The organism is Sphingomonas aerolata (assembly GCF_023935825.1).
Taxonomy (GTDB): Bacteria; Pseudomonadota; Alphaproteobacteria; order Sphingomonadales; family Sphingomonadaceae; genus Sphingomonas; species Sphingomonas aerolata.
The window spans coordinates 2,909,475-2,921,788 of the sequence record NZ_CP098762.1; the positions used below are offsets into that span (position 1 = coordinate 2,909,475).

Consider the following 12,314-nt stretch of genomic DNA (forward strand, 5'->3'; position numbering starts at 1 on the left):
CCTGTGCGGCAAGGGGTCGTTGCCCCCTGCTCTGGCACTGTCGTGGATCTGTCACATTGTGACGTCAAGCCGTCTCGCGCAGGGTGTCAGCCGGCGAGCTGCGCGCGCGTCGTCGCGCCGACGCGCATCCCGGTCACGCTGACGACCAGCGTCTCCATCTGCGCCTCGACGAAGCCCGCGGCGAGGAACGCGCGGATCTCGGTCATCGGCAGCGCGAAACCGCGCCGCCACGCATAGACCGCCATCCGCCGCAGCGCCTCGAGCCGCGGATCGGCAAGCTGCGACCGGCTGCCCAGCCCGAACAGCCCGCCCATCGCGCGCGACACCGCACCGGGGCTGGCAAGACTGCGCAGCGTGTCGCGCTTGGCGAGCGCGATGACGCTCCATTCGAGCGCGGAAAAGCCTGCCGTCTCATCGGACGCGTCACCAGCGAGATCGACCACCAGATCGGCGGCCAGATCCGCGGCGAGGTTCGCGGCCGGATTTACTAATGCGGCGGCTGCGACCCGCGTGGTGTTGCGCGTGCCACAGGGTGCGGCGAAATGCGTATCGAGGTCGAGATAGGCCATGAATATCCCCTTTCGGATCGGGCAGCACCGGACCTGCGTCGATGGAGGGTCCATCGGCACGGCATGGGGCAGCGCGGGTGCGGTCGTGGTGACGGTGTCGTTCCGACGTCGGAGCAACCTTCGATACCGAGCGGTATACAAACCGATCGACCCGAACGTCAACCACCTTCTGTACCGGGCGGTAGTTTTTATGCGTCGGGGTTCCCCGCCGCCCCGCCGAGAGAAATCTACTGAGCGACATCAATTTCCCGGGTGGCCGACGACGAGCCGTCGCTGTGTTGCGACGAACCGCCCGGCGCCCGCCGGCTCCCCGCCAGACTGACGCGTTGAGACAGCATCTTTGGACAGGAGAACGGACATGTCGCAGTCCCCTACCGACCATACCGACGACGCGCCCCCGACGACCTGGAAGAAGGGCGATCCGATCGCCGCCGAGGGCCTGCCGACCACGACCGGGGACAGCATCGTCGGCCGTACGGTCACGATCAATCGCCCGGCAGCCGAGCTGTTCGCCTATTTCCGCGACTTCACCAACCTGCCGCGCTTCATGGAAAACGTCGTGTCGATCACCCCGATCGACGCCACGCGGTCGCACTGGGTGGTCAAGGCGCCCGCGGGCCGCACGGTCGAATGGGATGCGGTCGTGACCGACGAAACGCCCGACCGAATGATCGCCTGGACGTCCGAACCCGGCGCCGATGTCGCGAACAGCGGCCGGGTCGAGTTCCGCGACGCCGGCGCGCGCGGCACCGTCGTCACCGCGACGATCGTCTATGATCCGCCCGCCGGCATCGTCGGCAGGATCGTCGCCAAGATGTTCCAGCGCGAACCCGCGATCCAGGCGCGCCGCGACCTGCGCCGGTTCAAGCAACTGATGGAGACCGGCGAGATCGCGACCGGCTCCTTCACCCGCAAACAGCATGACGAGGAGTTCGCCTGATGCGCGCATTGGCATGGCATGGCCGCCACGACGTCCGCGTCGATACCGTCGACGACCCCGAGATCCTCAACCCGCGCGACTGCATCATCAAGGTGACGTCGACCGCGATCTGCGGCTCCGACCTGCATCTCTATGACGGCTATATCCCGACGATGCAGGCGGGCGACATTCTCGGCCACGAATTCATGGGCGAGGTCGTCGAGACCGGTCCCAAGTCGACGCTGAAGAAGGGCCAGCGCGTCGTCGTGCCGTTCACGATCGCGTGCGGCAGCTGCTATCACTGCGGCAAGCATCAATATTCCGCCTGCGACAACGGCCTGCCCGCGGACAATCAGGACATCGCGCAGGAGCTGTACGGCCAGCCGATGAGCGGGCTGTTCGGCTATAGCCACATGACCGGCGGCTATGCGGGCGGCCAGGCGGAATATGTCCGCGTGCCGTTCAGCGATGTCGGCCCGATCGTGATCCCCGACGGGATCGAGGACGACAAGGTGCTGTTCCTCTCCGACATCCTGCCGACCGGCTGGCAGGCGGCGGAGAATGCGCAGATCGAGCCCGGCGATACCGTCGCGGTCTGGGGCTGCGGCCCGGTCGGGCTGTTCGCGGTGCAGTCGGCGTTCCTGATGGGCGCCGAGCGCGTCATCGCGATCGACCATTTCCCCAAGCGGCTGGCACTCGCCAAGCGGTTCGGTGCGGAGACGATCAACTTCGAGGAAAGCGCGGTCTATGAGGCGCTGATGGCTATGACCGGCGGGATCGGTCCCGATGCGGTGATCGACAGCGTCGGACTGGAGGCGCACGGCTTCTTCGTCGACAACGTCATCGACCAGATCAAAAAGTCGACCTTCCTCGGCACCGACCGCGCGCATGCGATCCGCCAGGCCATCATCGCCTGCCGCAAGGGCGGCCGCGTCTCGATGCCCGCAGTCTATGGCGGGCTCGTCGACAAGTTCCCGCTCGGCGCCTTCATGGAGAAGGGGCTGACGCTCAAGACCGGCCAGACGCACGTCCAGCATTACATGCCCGCGCTGCTCAACGCGATCCTCGAAGAGAAGATCGACACGACCTTCCTCATCTCGCACCGGATGGATCTCGAGGAGGCGCCGCAGGGCTACAAGATGTTCCACGACGATCAGAACGAAGTGACCAAGGTCGTGCTCAAGCCCGGCTTCAACTGAGAGGATATCGACCCATGGCTACAGCATCACCACACGGCAAATTCGCCGTCATCACCGGCGCCTCGACGGGCATCGGCTTCGAACTCGCGACGATTGCGGCGCAGGACGGCTATGACATCCTCGTCGTCGCGGACGAGGCGCTGATCGAGGCGGCGGCAGCCGACTTCCGCCAGTTTGGCACCACTGTCACCGCGCTCGAGGCCGACCTGTCGACCACCGACGGCGTCGACGCGCTGCTTGCGGCGACCAACGGGCGCCAGATCGACATATTGTGCGCCAATGCCGGCCGCGGACTGGGACACGGTTTCCTCGACCAGAGCGTCGCCGACTGGCGCGCGGTGATCGACACCAACATCATGGGCACGCTGTATCTGGTACAGAAGGTGCTGCCCGCGATGGTCGCGCGCAACGACGGCAAGCTGCTCGTGACCGGGTCGGTCGCGGGCTATATCCCCGGCGCGTTCCAGGCGGTGTATAACGGGTCGAAGGCGTTCATCGACAGCTTCACCGAAGCGCTCCGCAACGAGATCAAGGATGCGGACGGCGTCACGCTGACCACGCTGATGCCGGGGCCGGTCGACACCGAATTCTTCGACCGCGCAGACATGAACGACACCGATGTCGGCACCGATCCCAACAAGCGCTCGCCTGCCGATGTCGCGCGCGACGGCTGGGACGCGCTGATGGCGGGCAAGGGCTCGGTGTTCTCGGGCTGGATGACCAAGCTGCAGGGCGTGATCGCCAATGTCGTCCCCGGCTCGGTCCTCGCCGAGCAGCATCGCAAGATGGCCGAACCCGGCAGCGCGAAGGACTGATCGCGCGTTGAGGCGACGCGGCGGGCTTCGGTCTGCCGCGTCGTTTGCCACGATAAAGATCGGCATGGTAGGTCGGCTACTCAGACAGGAGCCCCTATCGTGCCCGATCAGCCGTCATCGTCCGATACCGTCCCCCCGCCGCTTCCCCTCGACGAGCAGCTCTGCTTTTCGCTCTACGCCGCGACAATCGCGATAAACCGCGCGTACAAGCCGATGCTCGACCAGCTCGGCATCACCTATCCGCAGTTCCTCGTGCTCCAGACGCTGCACGAGGCGGAGGATGGCCGGACGATCGGCGCGATCGCCGAACGGCTCGCGCTCGAACCCAGCACGATCACGCCGCTCGCCAAGCGGCTGGAGGCCGCGGGGCTGGTCACTCGGCTGCGCAACCCGGCAGACGAGCGGCAGATGCATGTCCGCCTCACCCCGGCGGGCCGGACCTGCTGGGCGGGTACGGGGTGCCTCGGGCCGATGATCGTCGACCGCAGCGGGATGACGCCCGACCGGCTGCGCGCGCTCAACGCCGAAGTCACTGCGCTGCGCCGCGCGCTGGGCGATCCGGATAGCGCAGGACGCTAGCTGGTGCCGCCGCCGGACCCGCCGACGTGCAATGCCGCCGATGCTTTCCCATATAGGTCAGGCACCTGACACGATCGGGGCACGAACGGAGACGAAGCATGGCAGGCGGCTGGACGCGCGATGGCGCGGTGCAGGATCAGATCGACGATACCGTGATGGATGCGGTGATGGCGGCGCGTGCGCGGATTCCGGTCGGCGAAAGCGAGGAACAGTGCATCGCCTGCGGCGACGACATTCCGGAAGGGCGACGCCAGGCCGTGCCGGGCGTACGGACATGCATCGCCTGCCAGAGCGGTCGCGATCGCCCCGCGGCATCGCTGTTCAACCGCCGCGGCAGCAAGGACAGCCAGCTTCGCTGATGCGGAGGGTGTTGGGGGATCGCGTGCCGCCTGGGTCGGCGCTAGAGGTGACGCCATGCTGACGACCACCGCGCTGCAACCGCTGGCCCACGACCTCGACGAGACTGCGCCCGATTTCGTCGTGATCGACGTCGAGACCGCCTGCGCGCGCGTCAGCAGCATCTGCCAGGTCGGGATCGTCGGCTTTCGGGGCGGTAACGAAGTCTTCGCCTATGAGACGCTGGTCGATCCGCGCGACGAGTTCCACGCGTTTAACACGCGGATCCACGGCATCGCCGCGCATCATGTCGTCGGCCAGCCGAGCTTTGCCGACATCCATGCGACGGTGACCGCGCATCTGTCGGGGCGAACGACGGTCGCACACTCCTATTTCGACAAGGGGGCGCTCGCCGCCGCGTGCCGCGTGCACGATCGCCCGGCGATCGAGACGACCTGGCTCGACAGCGTGCGCGTCGCCAAGCGCGCCTGGCCCGATCTGGCGAACCACAAGCTCGGGCAGCTCGCGCGCTATCTCGGGATCGAGCATCGCCACCATGACGCGCTGAGCGATGCGCGCGCCGCGGGCTGGGTGATCGTCAAGGCGATCGACCATACCGGGCTGACGCTCGCCGACTGGCTCGCCCCGCCGCGCGTCGCCGGCCCCGCCCCCGCCGCGGCGCTCGACGGGCCCCTGCGCGGCGAACGGATCGCGCTGCTCGGCCAGCCGCGCGACGGGCCGCTCGCACACCGGGTCGCCGCGCTCGGCGCGCGGGTGATGACCTCGGTCGGCGCGACCACGACGATCCTGCTCGTCGCCGGCCCCGACCCGCAGGCGCGCGCGTTGCGGACGCATCCCACCCGGTTGAAGGCGGAGGCCTATCGCCGCGACGGTGGCGCTATCCGGATCCTGGGCGAGGCCGACCTGGACGCGCTGCTTCACCGGGTCTGACGTCGGGACGTGCCGGGGATCGGGTAAAGCTTCCGACATCGGATGCGGCTGTTTGCCCGGCTCGGCCGTTGGGGGCGCGAACATCAGGAGTTTGACGATGAAGGCCATGACGCTGCGATCGCCCGCGGGGCTCGACATGCTGCAGAGCGAAGACCGTGCGGATCCGGGCGTGCCGGGCGCGGGAATGATCCGTGTCGCGCTGCACGGCAGTTCGCTCAACTACCATGATCTGGGCGTCGTCACCGGCCGGATGCCGACCGAGGACGGGCGCATCCCGCTGTCCGACGGCGCAGGCGTGGTCGAGAGCATCGGCGACGGCGTGACCGAATTCGCGGTCGGCGATCAGGTCGTGTCGTGCTTCTTCCCCGACTGGCAGACCGGCACGCCGACGATCGGGGATTTCTCGCGGACGCCCGGCGACGGCATCGACGGCTTCGCTCAGGCGCATGTCGTCCTGCCCGCGACCGCGTTCACGCACACGCCCAAGGGCTATGACGCGGTCGAGGCGGCGACGATCACCACCGCCGGGCTGACCGCGTGGCGCGCGCTCGTCGTCGACGGCAAGCTGAAGGCGGGCGACACCGTGCTGTTGCTCGGCACCGGCGGCGTCTCGATTTGGGCGTTGCAGATCGCCAAGGCGATGGGCGCGCGGGTCGCAATTACCTCGTCATCGGATGAGAAGCTCGACCGTGCGCGCGCGCTCGGCGCCGACTTCACGCTCAACTATCGCGACGAGTCCGACTGGGGGCGCAAGGTCGTCGACTGGACCGGCGGGCGCGGCGTCGATCATGTCGTCGAGGTCGGCGGCCCGGGCACGCTGGCGCAGTCGATCACCGCGGTCCGTGTCGGCGGGCACATCTCGCTGATCGGCGTGCTGACGGGTAACAGCGGCGAGGTCCCGACCGCCGCGCTGATGGGCAAGCAGGCGCGGCTCCAGGGCCTGATCGTCGGCAGTCGTCAGGAACAGCAGGAGTTCGTCCGCGCGATCGACGCGACCGGGATCAAGCCGGTGGTCGACCGCCGCTTCCCGCTCGACCAGCTTGCCGAGGCGTTCGCGCTGCAGCAGAGCGGCGCGCATTTCGGCAAGATCGGCATCGAATGGTAAGCGCAGCGACCGGGTAATTACCCCCGGCGCGGCGGGATCGCTGCCGCGCCGGTCAGCCGCGGCGGGCGGTAGTCGAGCGCGGCATGACCTGCGCTCGGATACCGGACCTTGGACGGCCGACCCTCCCCGCGCATCCGCCGATCCGCCTCGTCCCAGCCGGGCAGATCGGCGGTCTCGGTGGTCCAGTGAGCGATGCTCGCTTCGTCACACCAGTGCATCAGCTTCGGCATCGCCTTCAGATGCGAGCCGTCGGTAATATAGCGCTTCATGTCCGCGGCATCGCGCCAGACCGTCATCGTCCAGAAGGTCAGTGCACGGTCGCGCAGGATGGCCCCGGTGAGATACCCGTCGGCACGCCGCACCTGCGCAGTGGTCCTGAGCGCATCGAGCGCGAACAGCGGCAGGAACCGCAGCGCACGTAAGCGAAGCCGGGTGACGCTGACAAAGGCCATGCGCGACACCTACGCCTGCCCGCATCGCCCAGCAACTTCGCGATCGGCCTCCCGCGGCGGAGCGATGCGCGTGCTGGTTCGTTCGACCCGCATATCCCCCCTAAACTCTACCCAGGACACGAGATTATGAGCGATCCCCGCAGCAGCGCCCCCACGTCCTTTCCGAACGAACCGCAGCAGCCGAGCCCCGGTCTCGAGGTCGAGATGCGCAACAAGCCCGATCACGGCGAGGACAGCTATGTCGGCAAGGGGCTGCTGAAAGACCGCGTCGCGCTGATCACCGGCGGCGATTCGGGGATCGGTCGCGCGGTCGCGATCGCCTATGCGCGCGAAGGCGCCGACGTCGCGATCTCCTATCTCGCCGAGGAACAGGCCGATGCCGACGAGACCAAGGCCTGGGTCGAGAAGGCCGGCCGCCGCTGCATCCTGCTGCCCGGCGACATTCGCGACCGCGATCACTGCGCGGCTTTGGTCGAGCGGACCGTCGCGGATCTCGGCAAGCTCGACATCCTCGTCAACAACGCCGCCGCGCAGACGATGAACGAAACGCTCGACGATATCGACGACGACGAGATGCAGGATGCATTTTCCGCCAATGTCTTCGCGATGATCCGCCTGGCCAAGGCCGCGGTGCCGCACATGAAGCCGGGCGCCGCGATCGTGAATTCGACCAGCGTACAGGCGAAGATCGCGACCGAGAACATGATCGTCTATTCGACCACCAAGGGCGCGATCGCGAGCCTGACGATCGGGCTGTCCAACCTGCTCGCCCCCAAGGGCATCCGCGTCAACTGCGTCGCGCCCGGCCCCGTCTGGACGCCGATCCAGCCGATCGCCAAGGGCGGCGACGAGCTCGAGACGCTCGGCCAGAACACCCCGCTCGGCCGCGCGGGCCAGCCGGGCGAGCTCGCCCCGGCCTATGTCCTGCTCGCCTCGGACGAGGGCAGCTACATGTCGGGCGCGCTGCTGCCGGTGACGGGCGGCATGCCGATGCTGTGAGCGCCCGCCCCGCGCTGCACTTTGTCGGGTTTCGCGGCGACGAATACAGCGCCGCGCTACGCATCTTCGGCCCGCCGGATTTCATCCATATCGGATGGGACCGGTGGGCCCGGCAGGAGGTGATGCCGGGCGACATCGCCGTCTTCGCGCGCGGCACCGCCGACGACGAACCCTCTGTCTACAGCGTCCCCGATCTCCGCGAGCGCTGACGCTGCTCCCCCAATTTCTCCAGAACAAAGATCCTTCCATGTCAGACCCCAGCGTCACGACCGACTATTCCGCGCGCGATTCGCGGATCGCGATCAACACCTTCACGACGGTGCTGCGCCGACCGCAGGTCCCGCACGAGGTCTTCGCGACCTATTGGCGCGACGTCCACGGACCGCTCTGCTCGCGCATTCCCGGGCTCGGCTGGTACGTCCAGATGCATCTCGATCGCGCGCAGGACGCGCATCTCTGGCCGGCGATCGACGGGATCGCGCCGTTCGACGACTATGTGCTCGATGGCGGGGTCGAGATCGGCTTTGCCAGCGCCGCTGATCAGGAAATTTTCAACGCCGCCTGCCCGATCCTGTTCGCCGACGAACAGAACATGTTCGCCGCGACCGTCGCCTATGCGCTGCCGCAGGGATCGCGGACGCTGGTCGACCGGATCGCCAACCCGGTGCCCAATGGCGGGGAGAGCATCGATCGGCTCCACGTCCATTTCGGGATCGGCGACACCGATGCCGCCGGGTTTGCGGACTTCATGACGCAGTTCGCCGATACGCTCGCCGCCGACCCCGCGGTGCTGAAGCTGCGGCTGCATCTGCCCGAGCGCTACGACAATGCGGACCCCGCGCCGCCCGCGCCCGACGTCGCGCACACCGTGCCGCCCGAGCGTGAACAGGTCGCGATCCTCGAGCTGGCCTTCGAGACGCCGATGACGCGCCGCCGCTTCTTCGCCTCGGACCGCTTCACCGCCACGATCGACGGGCAGAAGGCGCATGTCGGCCATGTCGCGGCGTTCGCGGTCAGCGGCGTCTACACCTATGTCCGCGACGGCGAACTGACCGTCGCGGGCCTGCGCGGCAGCCGTCCCGCACAGCTGATCGAGCGGCTGGGCGCCGCCAACCAGGTACAGGACGACGTCCGCAAGCTGCTGCTGACCGGGGCGCTCTGACCCCGCTCATTTAGTGCGCGAGGAAGACGGGGATCGGGCTGCTGGTCAGCATGGTCCGCGTCACCCCGCCGAACAGCGCCTCGGTAAAGCGCAGATGCCCGAACCCGCCCATCACGACATAGCCGTACTGCCCGCTCGCGGCGGCGGCGAGCAGCTGTTTGGGCGCGCCGCCGGGCTGGACCTCGATCCGGCGAATGACGGGGTGGATGTCGTAGCGCGACAGATAGGTGGCGGCGTCCTCGATCGGCGACGCCATCGCCCCGTCGTCGACCGAGAACAGCGTGACCTGGTCCGCGAGCCTGAGCATCGGCACCGCCGCGCGCAGCGCCGCCGCGGCGCAGGGCGACCCGTCCCACGCGACCAGTGCAGTCGCCAGGTCGATCCCACGGGACTCGCCCGGCACCGCGAGCACCGGCTTGCCCGACTTGACGATCAGCTCGCTCGCGGTGCGGCGCATGTCGATCACCGACGGGTTGTCGAGCCGGCGGTTGAGGACGATGACGTCGGCGAGCGCCGCGGCGCGGACGATGCACGCCGCTGCCTCCCCGGTCGCATCGACCCAGTTCCACGCGACATCCTCGCGCGCGAACCGCGCCTCGAGCGTCACCTTGTTGGCGCGCTCGCGCGTCGTTTCGTCGGCCAGCACCGCCGCCATCGCATAGCCGGCCTCGCTATAGTCGTTGCCCAGGATCGGCGGAATATAGGTCACGTCGAGACAGGTGATATGCCCCGTCAGCGCCCGCCCGAGATCGAGCGCGACCTGGAGCCGGGCCTCCTGGCCCTCGTCGTCATGCGCCAGCACCAGAATGTTTTTCATCGGACGCCTTTCGGGTTGGATACGGCCCCGGTGCTAGGCCGTCCGGCGCGCACGCGTTATTGCGGTTTATACGGATCCGCCGCGGGGCGCGGGGTCGCTGGCCGCTCGGTGAATTCGCGCTCGACGATCGTGATGCGCGCGACCATCGCGACGAAGAACGCGGTCGACCAGCCGAGCAGGATCACGCCATTGGCGCCCTCGATCGCGCCGACGATCCGCCACGATTCCCCGAGCAGCACGTCGCCATACCCGATCGTCGTATAGGTCGCGGTCGAGAAATACAGCGCGGTGCCGAAATCGGTGAGCGCGCCCGTCCCGCTGTACAGCAGCGCATAGGCCCAGATCTCGATCCCGTGGACCACGAACAGCGCGGTCGCGGCGCCGACGATCCCGATCACGTCGTGCCAGCGCCGCCGCACGCCGGTCCTGCGCCCCTGCCGCCGGATCACCAGCAACAGCCCGGCCAGCCCGGCAAGATGGACCAGGATGGTGGCCAGCACCATGCCCGTCGCCACCGCGAGCTGGACGAAGAGGTTCATCGGCCGAGCGTAGGGCGGCCGCCTGCGCTTTCCCATGCGGGTATCTACCTAGGCCGGCCCCGGTGCCGGCGGGATGACCACTGTACGCCGATGGCCGCGCGGCGTAGAACCGGGCGACCGGGGAGACAGCAGATGACGGCACGACGCGATGGCGCACGGCGCTACAATTTGGGCGCGATCGCGTTCCACTGGATCATCGCAGCGCTGGTCTTCATCCAGCTCTATGTCGGCTGGACCTTTGCCGACATGCCGCGCGGCGACCTGCGCAGCGGCTGGTTCGACTGGCACAAGACGCTCGGCTTCACGATCCTGCTGCTCAGCATCGCCCGGCTGATCTGGCGGATCGCCAATCCGCCGCCGCCCTTCCCCGCTGCGCTCCAGACCTGGGAACGCGTGCTCGCCCGCGCCAACCACGCGCTGTTCTACATCATCCTGATCGGCCTGCCCGCGACCGGGTGGATGTATCTGTCGACGGGCAAGCCCGCGCTGACCAGCAGCACCACCTCGCTGATCGGCGGCTTGAGCTGGCCGTTCATCCCCGGTCTGCCGCGCGCTGCGCATGAGGGGTTCGAGGAGGCGCACGGCCTGCTCGTCTGGCTGACCTGTGCGCTGCTCGTCCTGCATGTCGGCGCCGCGCTGAAGCATCAGTTCGTCGACCGTATCGGCAACCGGATGCTGCCGTCGGGCGCGCGGGGCGACGCCTGACCGCCGCCCCGCCGCCTCAGCGACGCGGCATCCGCGCCGCGGTCGCCTCGATCTCGACAAGGTAATTGGGGCCTGCGAGCGCCGCGACCTGCACCGTCGACCGCGCGACCGTATTGGGGTTGTCCGCGCTCCCGAAGAACTGCTTGAAGCCGTCGTTCATGCCGGCAAAGTCCATCTTGCCGTCGCCGCGCTTCGGGTCGGCGGTGACGAACACCGTCAGCTTGTAGACATCGGCCATCGTATAGCCATGCTCAGCCAGGATCGCCTTGATCTTCGTGAAGATGCTGACCGTCTGCGTCCTGGTGTCGCCGAACGACTCGACGCCGGTGACCGGTTTCGACGGATCGATCGGCGCGGCGAGCTGCCCCGACAGCACCAGCGTTTCCGCGCCCGCGGGGATCGTCACGCTCTGCAGGATCAGCGACGGCCCCGGCCCCGGATTGGCGTGGCGGACGATCTGCGCGGAGGCCGAAGTCGCGAGCATCGCCGCCGCCGCTAGGCCTAGACCGGCACGGGTCAATGTACGCGAGACGCGGTTCACGATCGGTCGCACTGGCATGGTCGTCTCTCCCAAAAATTCGGTGGTCCCGCGCGTCAGGACGCGTCGGATGTGTGAAGCGCCTTGCTCATCGGCACGAACGGAACCGCGATCCCGTCCGCGTCGACGGTGATTCCGGGCTCCGCGACGAAGCCGTGGCTTTCGTAGAAGGGGACCCCCGACAGCGTCGCCATCAGCGCAAGCTTGTCGAAGCCCGCCGCGCGCGCCGCCGCCTCGCTCGCCGCCATGATCGCCGATCCCACCCCGCGCCGCGCAAAGCCCGGGGCGGTGAACATCGCGCGAATCCGCGCCGCATCCTGCCCCGGTACCAGCAGCGCGGCGGACCGGTCGGCATAGCGATCGCCGCCGAACAAAGTGGCGAAGCGGCTCCACCCCCCGCACCCCGCCAGCGCGCCGTCGATCTCCGCGACCAGATAACTGCCGTCGTCGACCAGATCGGTGTCGACCCCGAAGATCGTCCGGATCGCACTCGCCAGCGCATCGGGGGCGTAGAAGCCCTGCCCCAACGTCGCCGCCGACGTCGCGATCAGCTGCTCCAGCGCGGGGACATCCTCGCGCCGTGCCGCCCGGATCGTCACCCCGCCCGTCGTCGTGCCGCTCATTATCAT

At 68.2% G+C, this 12,314-nt stretch carries 17 protein-coding genes; 11 read left to right on the forward strand and 6 right to left on the reverse strand.

The features are described from left to right. Positions 1 to 86 precede the first annotated feature (86 nt). Positions 87 to 569 (reverse strand): hypothetical protein, encoded by a 483-nt coding sequence (locus NEF64_RS13085; protein WP_056405577.1) that lies wholly within the window; start codon positions 567 to 569, stop codon positions 87 to 89. 358 nt (positions 570 to 927) lie between these two features. On the opposite strand from NEF64_RS13085, the gene NEF64_RS13090 reads away from it, so the two are divergent. The 7 genes from NEF64_RS13090 to NEF64_RS13120 all read left to right on the forward strand — a co-directional run bounded on the left by NEF64_RS13090 (position 928) and on the right by NEF64_RS13120 (position 6,473). Further along, entirely contained in the window at positions 928 to 1,509 is a 582-nt protein-coding gene (locus NEF64_RS13090; protein WP_056405576.1) for an SRPBCC family protein, read from the forward strand. Next, a complete protein-coding gene (locus NEF64_RS13095; protein WP_037530290.1) occupies positions 1,509 to 2,687 on the forward strand; it encodes a zinc-dependent alcohol dehydrogenase in 1,179 nt (392 codons plus the stop codon). Before NEF64_RS13090 ends, NEF64_RS13095 begins: the two co-directional genes overlap by 1 nt. A gap of 14 nt (positions 2,688 to 2,701) precedes the next feature. Continuing rightward, entirely contained in the window at positions 2,702 to 3,502 is an 801-nt protein-coding gene (locus NEF64_RS13100; protein ID WP_037530287.1) for an SDR family NAD(P)-dependent oxidoreductase, read from the forward strand. 99 nt (positions 3,503 to 3,601) lie between these two features. Further along, positions 3,602 to 4,081, forward strand: coding sequence for a MarR family winged helix-turn-helix transcriptional regulator (locus NEF64_RS13105; protein WP_056405575.1), 480 nt, complete (start codon positions 3,602 to 3,604; stop codon positions 4,079 to 4,081). Between the two features lie 98 nt (positions 4,082 to 4,179). After that, complete coding sequence (locus NEF64_RS13110) at positions 4,180 to 4,440, forward strand: DksA/TraR family C4-type zinc finger protein (RefSeq protein ID WP_056405574.1); 261 nt, start codon at positions 4,180 to 4,182, stop codon at positions 4,438 to 4,440. A gap of 55 nt (positions 4,441 to 4,495) precedes the next feature. Further along, on the forward strand, positions 4,496 to 5,368 hold the full coding sequence (locus NEF64_RS13115; protein ID WP_252573849.1) for an exonuclease domain-containing protein: 873 nt from the start codon (positions 4,496 to 4,498) through the stop codon (positions 5,366 to 5,368). A 97-nt stretch (positions 5,369 to 5,465) separates the two neighbouring features. Then, positions 5,466 to 6,473, forward strand: coding sequence for a zinc-dependent alcohol dehydrogenase family protein (locus NEF64_RS13120; protein ID WP_056405572.1), 1,008 nt, complete (start codon positions 5,466 to 5,468; stop codon positions 6,471 to 6,473). A 17-nt stretch (positions 6,474 to 6,490) separates the two neighbouring features. Here the strand turns inward: NEF64_RS13120 and NEF64_RS13125 are convergent, their stop codons facing one another. Continuing rightward, positions 6,491 to 6,925, reverse strand: a complete 435-nt coding sequence (locus NEF64_RS13125; RefSeq protein ID WP_056405571.1) for a DUF3291 domain-containing protein — start codon at positions 6,923 to 6,925, stop codon at positions 6,491 to 6,493. Positions 6,926 to 7,051: 126 nt separating this feature from the next. Between NEF64_RS13125 and NEF64_RS13130 the strand changes: the two genes are divergently transcribed. From NEF64_RS13130 to NEF64_RS13140, 3 genes are read left to right on the forward strand one after another with little or no spacing between them, the layout of a single operon-like run. Beyond that, positions 7,052 to 7,924, forward strand: a complete 873-nt coding sequence (locus NEF64_RS13130; RefSeq protein WP_056405570.1) for an SDR family oxidoreductase — start codon at positions 7,052 to 7,054, stop codon at positions 7,922 to 7,924. Continuing rightward, positions 7,921 to 8,133, forward strand: a complete 213-nt coding sequence (locus NEF64_RS13135; protein WP_037529043.1) for a hypothetical protein — start codon at positions 7,921 to 7,923, stop codon at positions 8,131 to 8,133. The genes NEF64_RS13130 and NEF64_RS13135 overlap by 4 nt, the downstream gene beginning before the upstream one ends. A gap of 38 nt (positions 8,134 to 8,171) precedes the next feature. Further along, positions 8,172 to 9,086 (forward strand): EthD domain-containing protein, encoded by a 915-nt coding sequence (locus NEF64_RS13140; RefSeq protein ID WP_056405569.1) that lies wholly within the window; start codon positions 8,172 to 8,174, stop codon positions 9,084 to 9,086. A gap of 10 nt (positions 9,087 to 9,096) precedes the next feature. Here the strand turns inward: NEF64_RS13140 and NEF64_RS13145 are convergent, their stop codons facing one another. Further along, positions 9,097 to 9,903 carry a universal stress protein gene (locus tag NEF64_RS13145; RefSeq protein ID WP_056405568.1) on the reverse strand — a complete coding sequence of 269 codons (807 nt, stop codon included), beginning with the start codon at positions 9,901 to 9,903 and terminating at the stop codon, positions 9,097 to 9,099. A gap of 56 nt (positions 9,904 to 9,959) precedes the next feature. Further along, positions 9,960 to 10,442, reverse strand: a complete 483-nt coding sequence (locus NEF64_RS13150; RefSeq protein ID WP_056405567.1) for a potassium channel family protein — start codon at positions 10,440 to 10,442, stop codon at positions 9,960 to 9,962. A 132-nt stretch (positions 10,443 to 10,574) separates the two neighbouring features. Between NEF64_RS13150 and NEF64_RS13155 the strand changes: the two genes are divergently transcribed. Next, positions 10,575 to 11,147: a cytochrome b gene (locus NEF64_RS13155; protein WP_162235349.1), complete on the forward strand. Its 573-nt coding sequence runs from the start codon at positions 10,575 to 10,577 to the stop codon at positions 11,145 to 11,147. Between the two features lie 16 nt (positions 11,148 to 11,163). Here NEF64_RS13155 and NEF64_RS13160 read toward each other — a convergent pair whose 3' ends face one another. Together NEF64_RS13160 and NEF64_RS13165 are read right to left on the reverse strand one after the other, a co-directional pair. Further along, the gene (locus NEF64_RS13160) at positions 11,164 to 11,706 is read right to left on the reverse strand and encodes a RidA family protein (RefSeq protein WP_082446553.1); all 543 of its coding nucleotides are present in this window, start codon (positions 11,704 to 11,706) and stop codon (positions 11,164 to 11,166) included. A 35-nt stretch (positions 11,707 to 11,741) separates the two neighbouring features. Beyond that, positions 11,742 to 12,308 carry a GNAT family N-acetyltransferase gene (locus NEF64_RS13165; protein ID WP_252573851.1) on the reverse strand — a complete coding sequence of 189 codons (567 nt, stop codon included), beginning with the start codon at positions 12,306 to 12,308 and terminating at the stop codon, positions 11,742 to 11,744. Positions 12,309 to 12,314 lie beyond the last annotated feature (6 nt).

Bases quoted from the DNA above. Each gene is read 5' to 3' on its own strand.
- NEF64_RS13155 (WP_162235349.1), top strand. From the start codon at position 10,575: ATGACGGCACGACGCGATGGCGCACGGCGCTACAATTTGGGCGCGATC.
- NEF64_RS13090 (WP_056405576.1), top strand. From the start codon at position 928: ATGTCGCAGTCCCCTACCGACCATACCGACGACGCGCCCCCGACGACC.
- NEF64_RS13160 (WP_082446553.1), bottom strand. From the start codon at position 11,706: ATGCCAGTGCGACCGATCGTGAACCGCGTCTCGCGTACATTGACCCGT.
- NEF64_RS13120 (WP_056405572.1), top strand. From the start codon at position 5,466: ATGAAGGCCATGACGCTGCGATCGCCCGCGGGGCTCGACATGCTGCAG.
- NEF64_RS13110 (WP_056405574.1), top strand. From the start codon at position 4,180: ATGGCAGGCGGCTGGACGCGCGATGGCGCGGTGCAGGATCAGATCGAC.
- NEF64_RS13140 (WP_056405569.1), top strand. From the start codon at position 8,172: ATGTCAGACCCCAGCGTCACGACCGACTATTCCGCGCGCGATTCGCGG.
- NEF64_RS13115 (WP_252573849.1), top strand. From the start codon at position 4,496: ATGCTGACGACCACCGCGCTGCAACCGCTGGCCCACGACCTCGACGAG.
- NEF64_RS13085 (WP_056405577.1), bottom strand. From the start codon at position 569: ATGGCCTATCTCGACCTCGATACGCATTTCGCCGCACCCTGTGGCACG.
- NEF64_RS13150 (WP_056405567.1), bottom strand. From the start codon at position 10,442: ATGAACCTCTTCGTCCAGCTCGCGGTGGCGACGGGCATGGTGCTGGCC.
- NEF64_RS13125 (WP_056405571.1), bottom strand. From the start codon at position 6,925: ATGGCCTTTGTCAGCGTCACCCGGCTTCGCTTACGTGCGCTGCGGTTC.
- NEF64_RS13145 (WP_056405568.1), bottom strand. From the start codon at position 9,903: ATGAAAAACATTCTGGTGCTGGCGCATGACGACGAGGGCCAGGAGGCC.
- NEF64_RS13130 (WP_056405570.1), top strand. From the start codon at position 7,052: ATGAGCGATCCCCGCAGCAGCGCCCCCACGTCCTTTCCGAACGAACCG.
- NEF64_RS13100 (WP_037530287.1), top strand. From the start codon at position 2,702: ATGGCTACAGCATCACCACACGGCAAATTCGCCGTCATCACCGGCGCC.
- NEF64_RS13095 (WP_037530290.1), top strand. From the start codon at position 1,509: ATGCGCGCATTGGCATGGCATGGCCGCCACGACGTCCGCGTCGATACC.
- NEF64_RS13165 (WP_252573851.1), bottom strand. From the start codon at position 12,308: ATGAGCGGCACGACGACGGGCGGGGTGACGATCCGGGCGGCACGGCGC.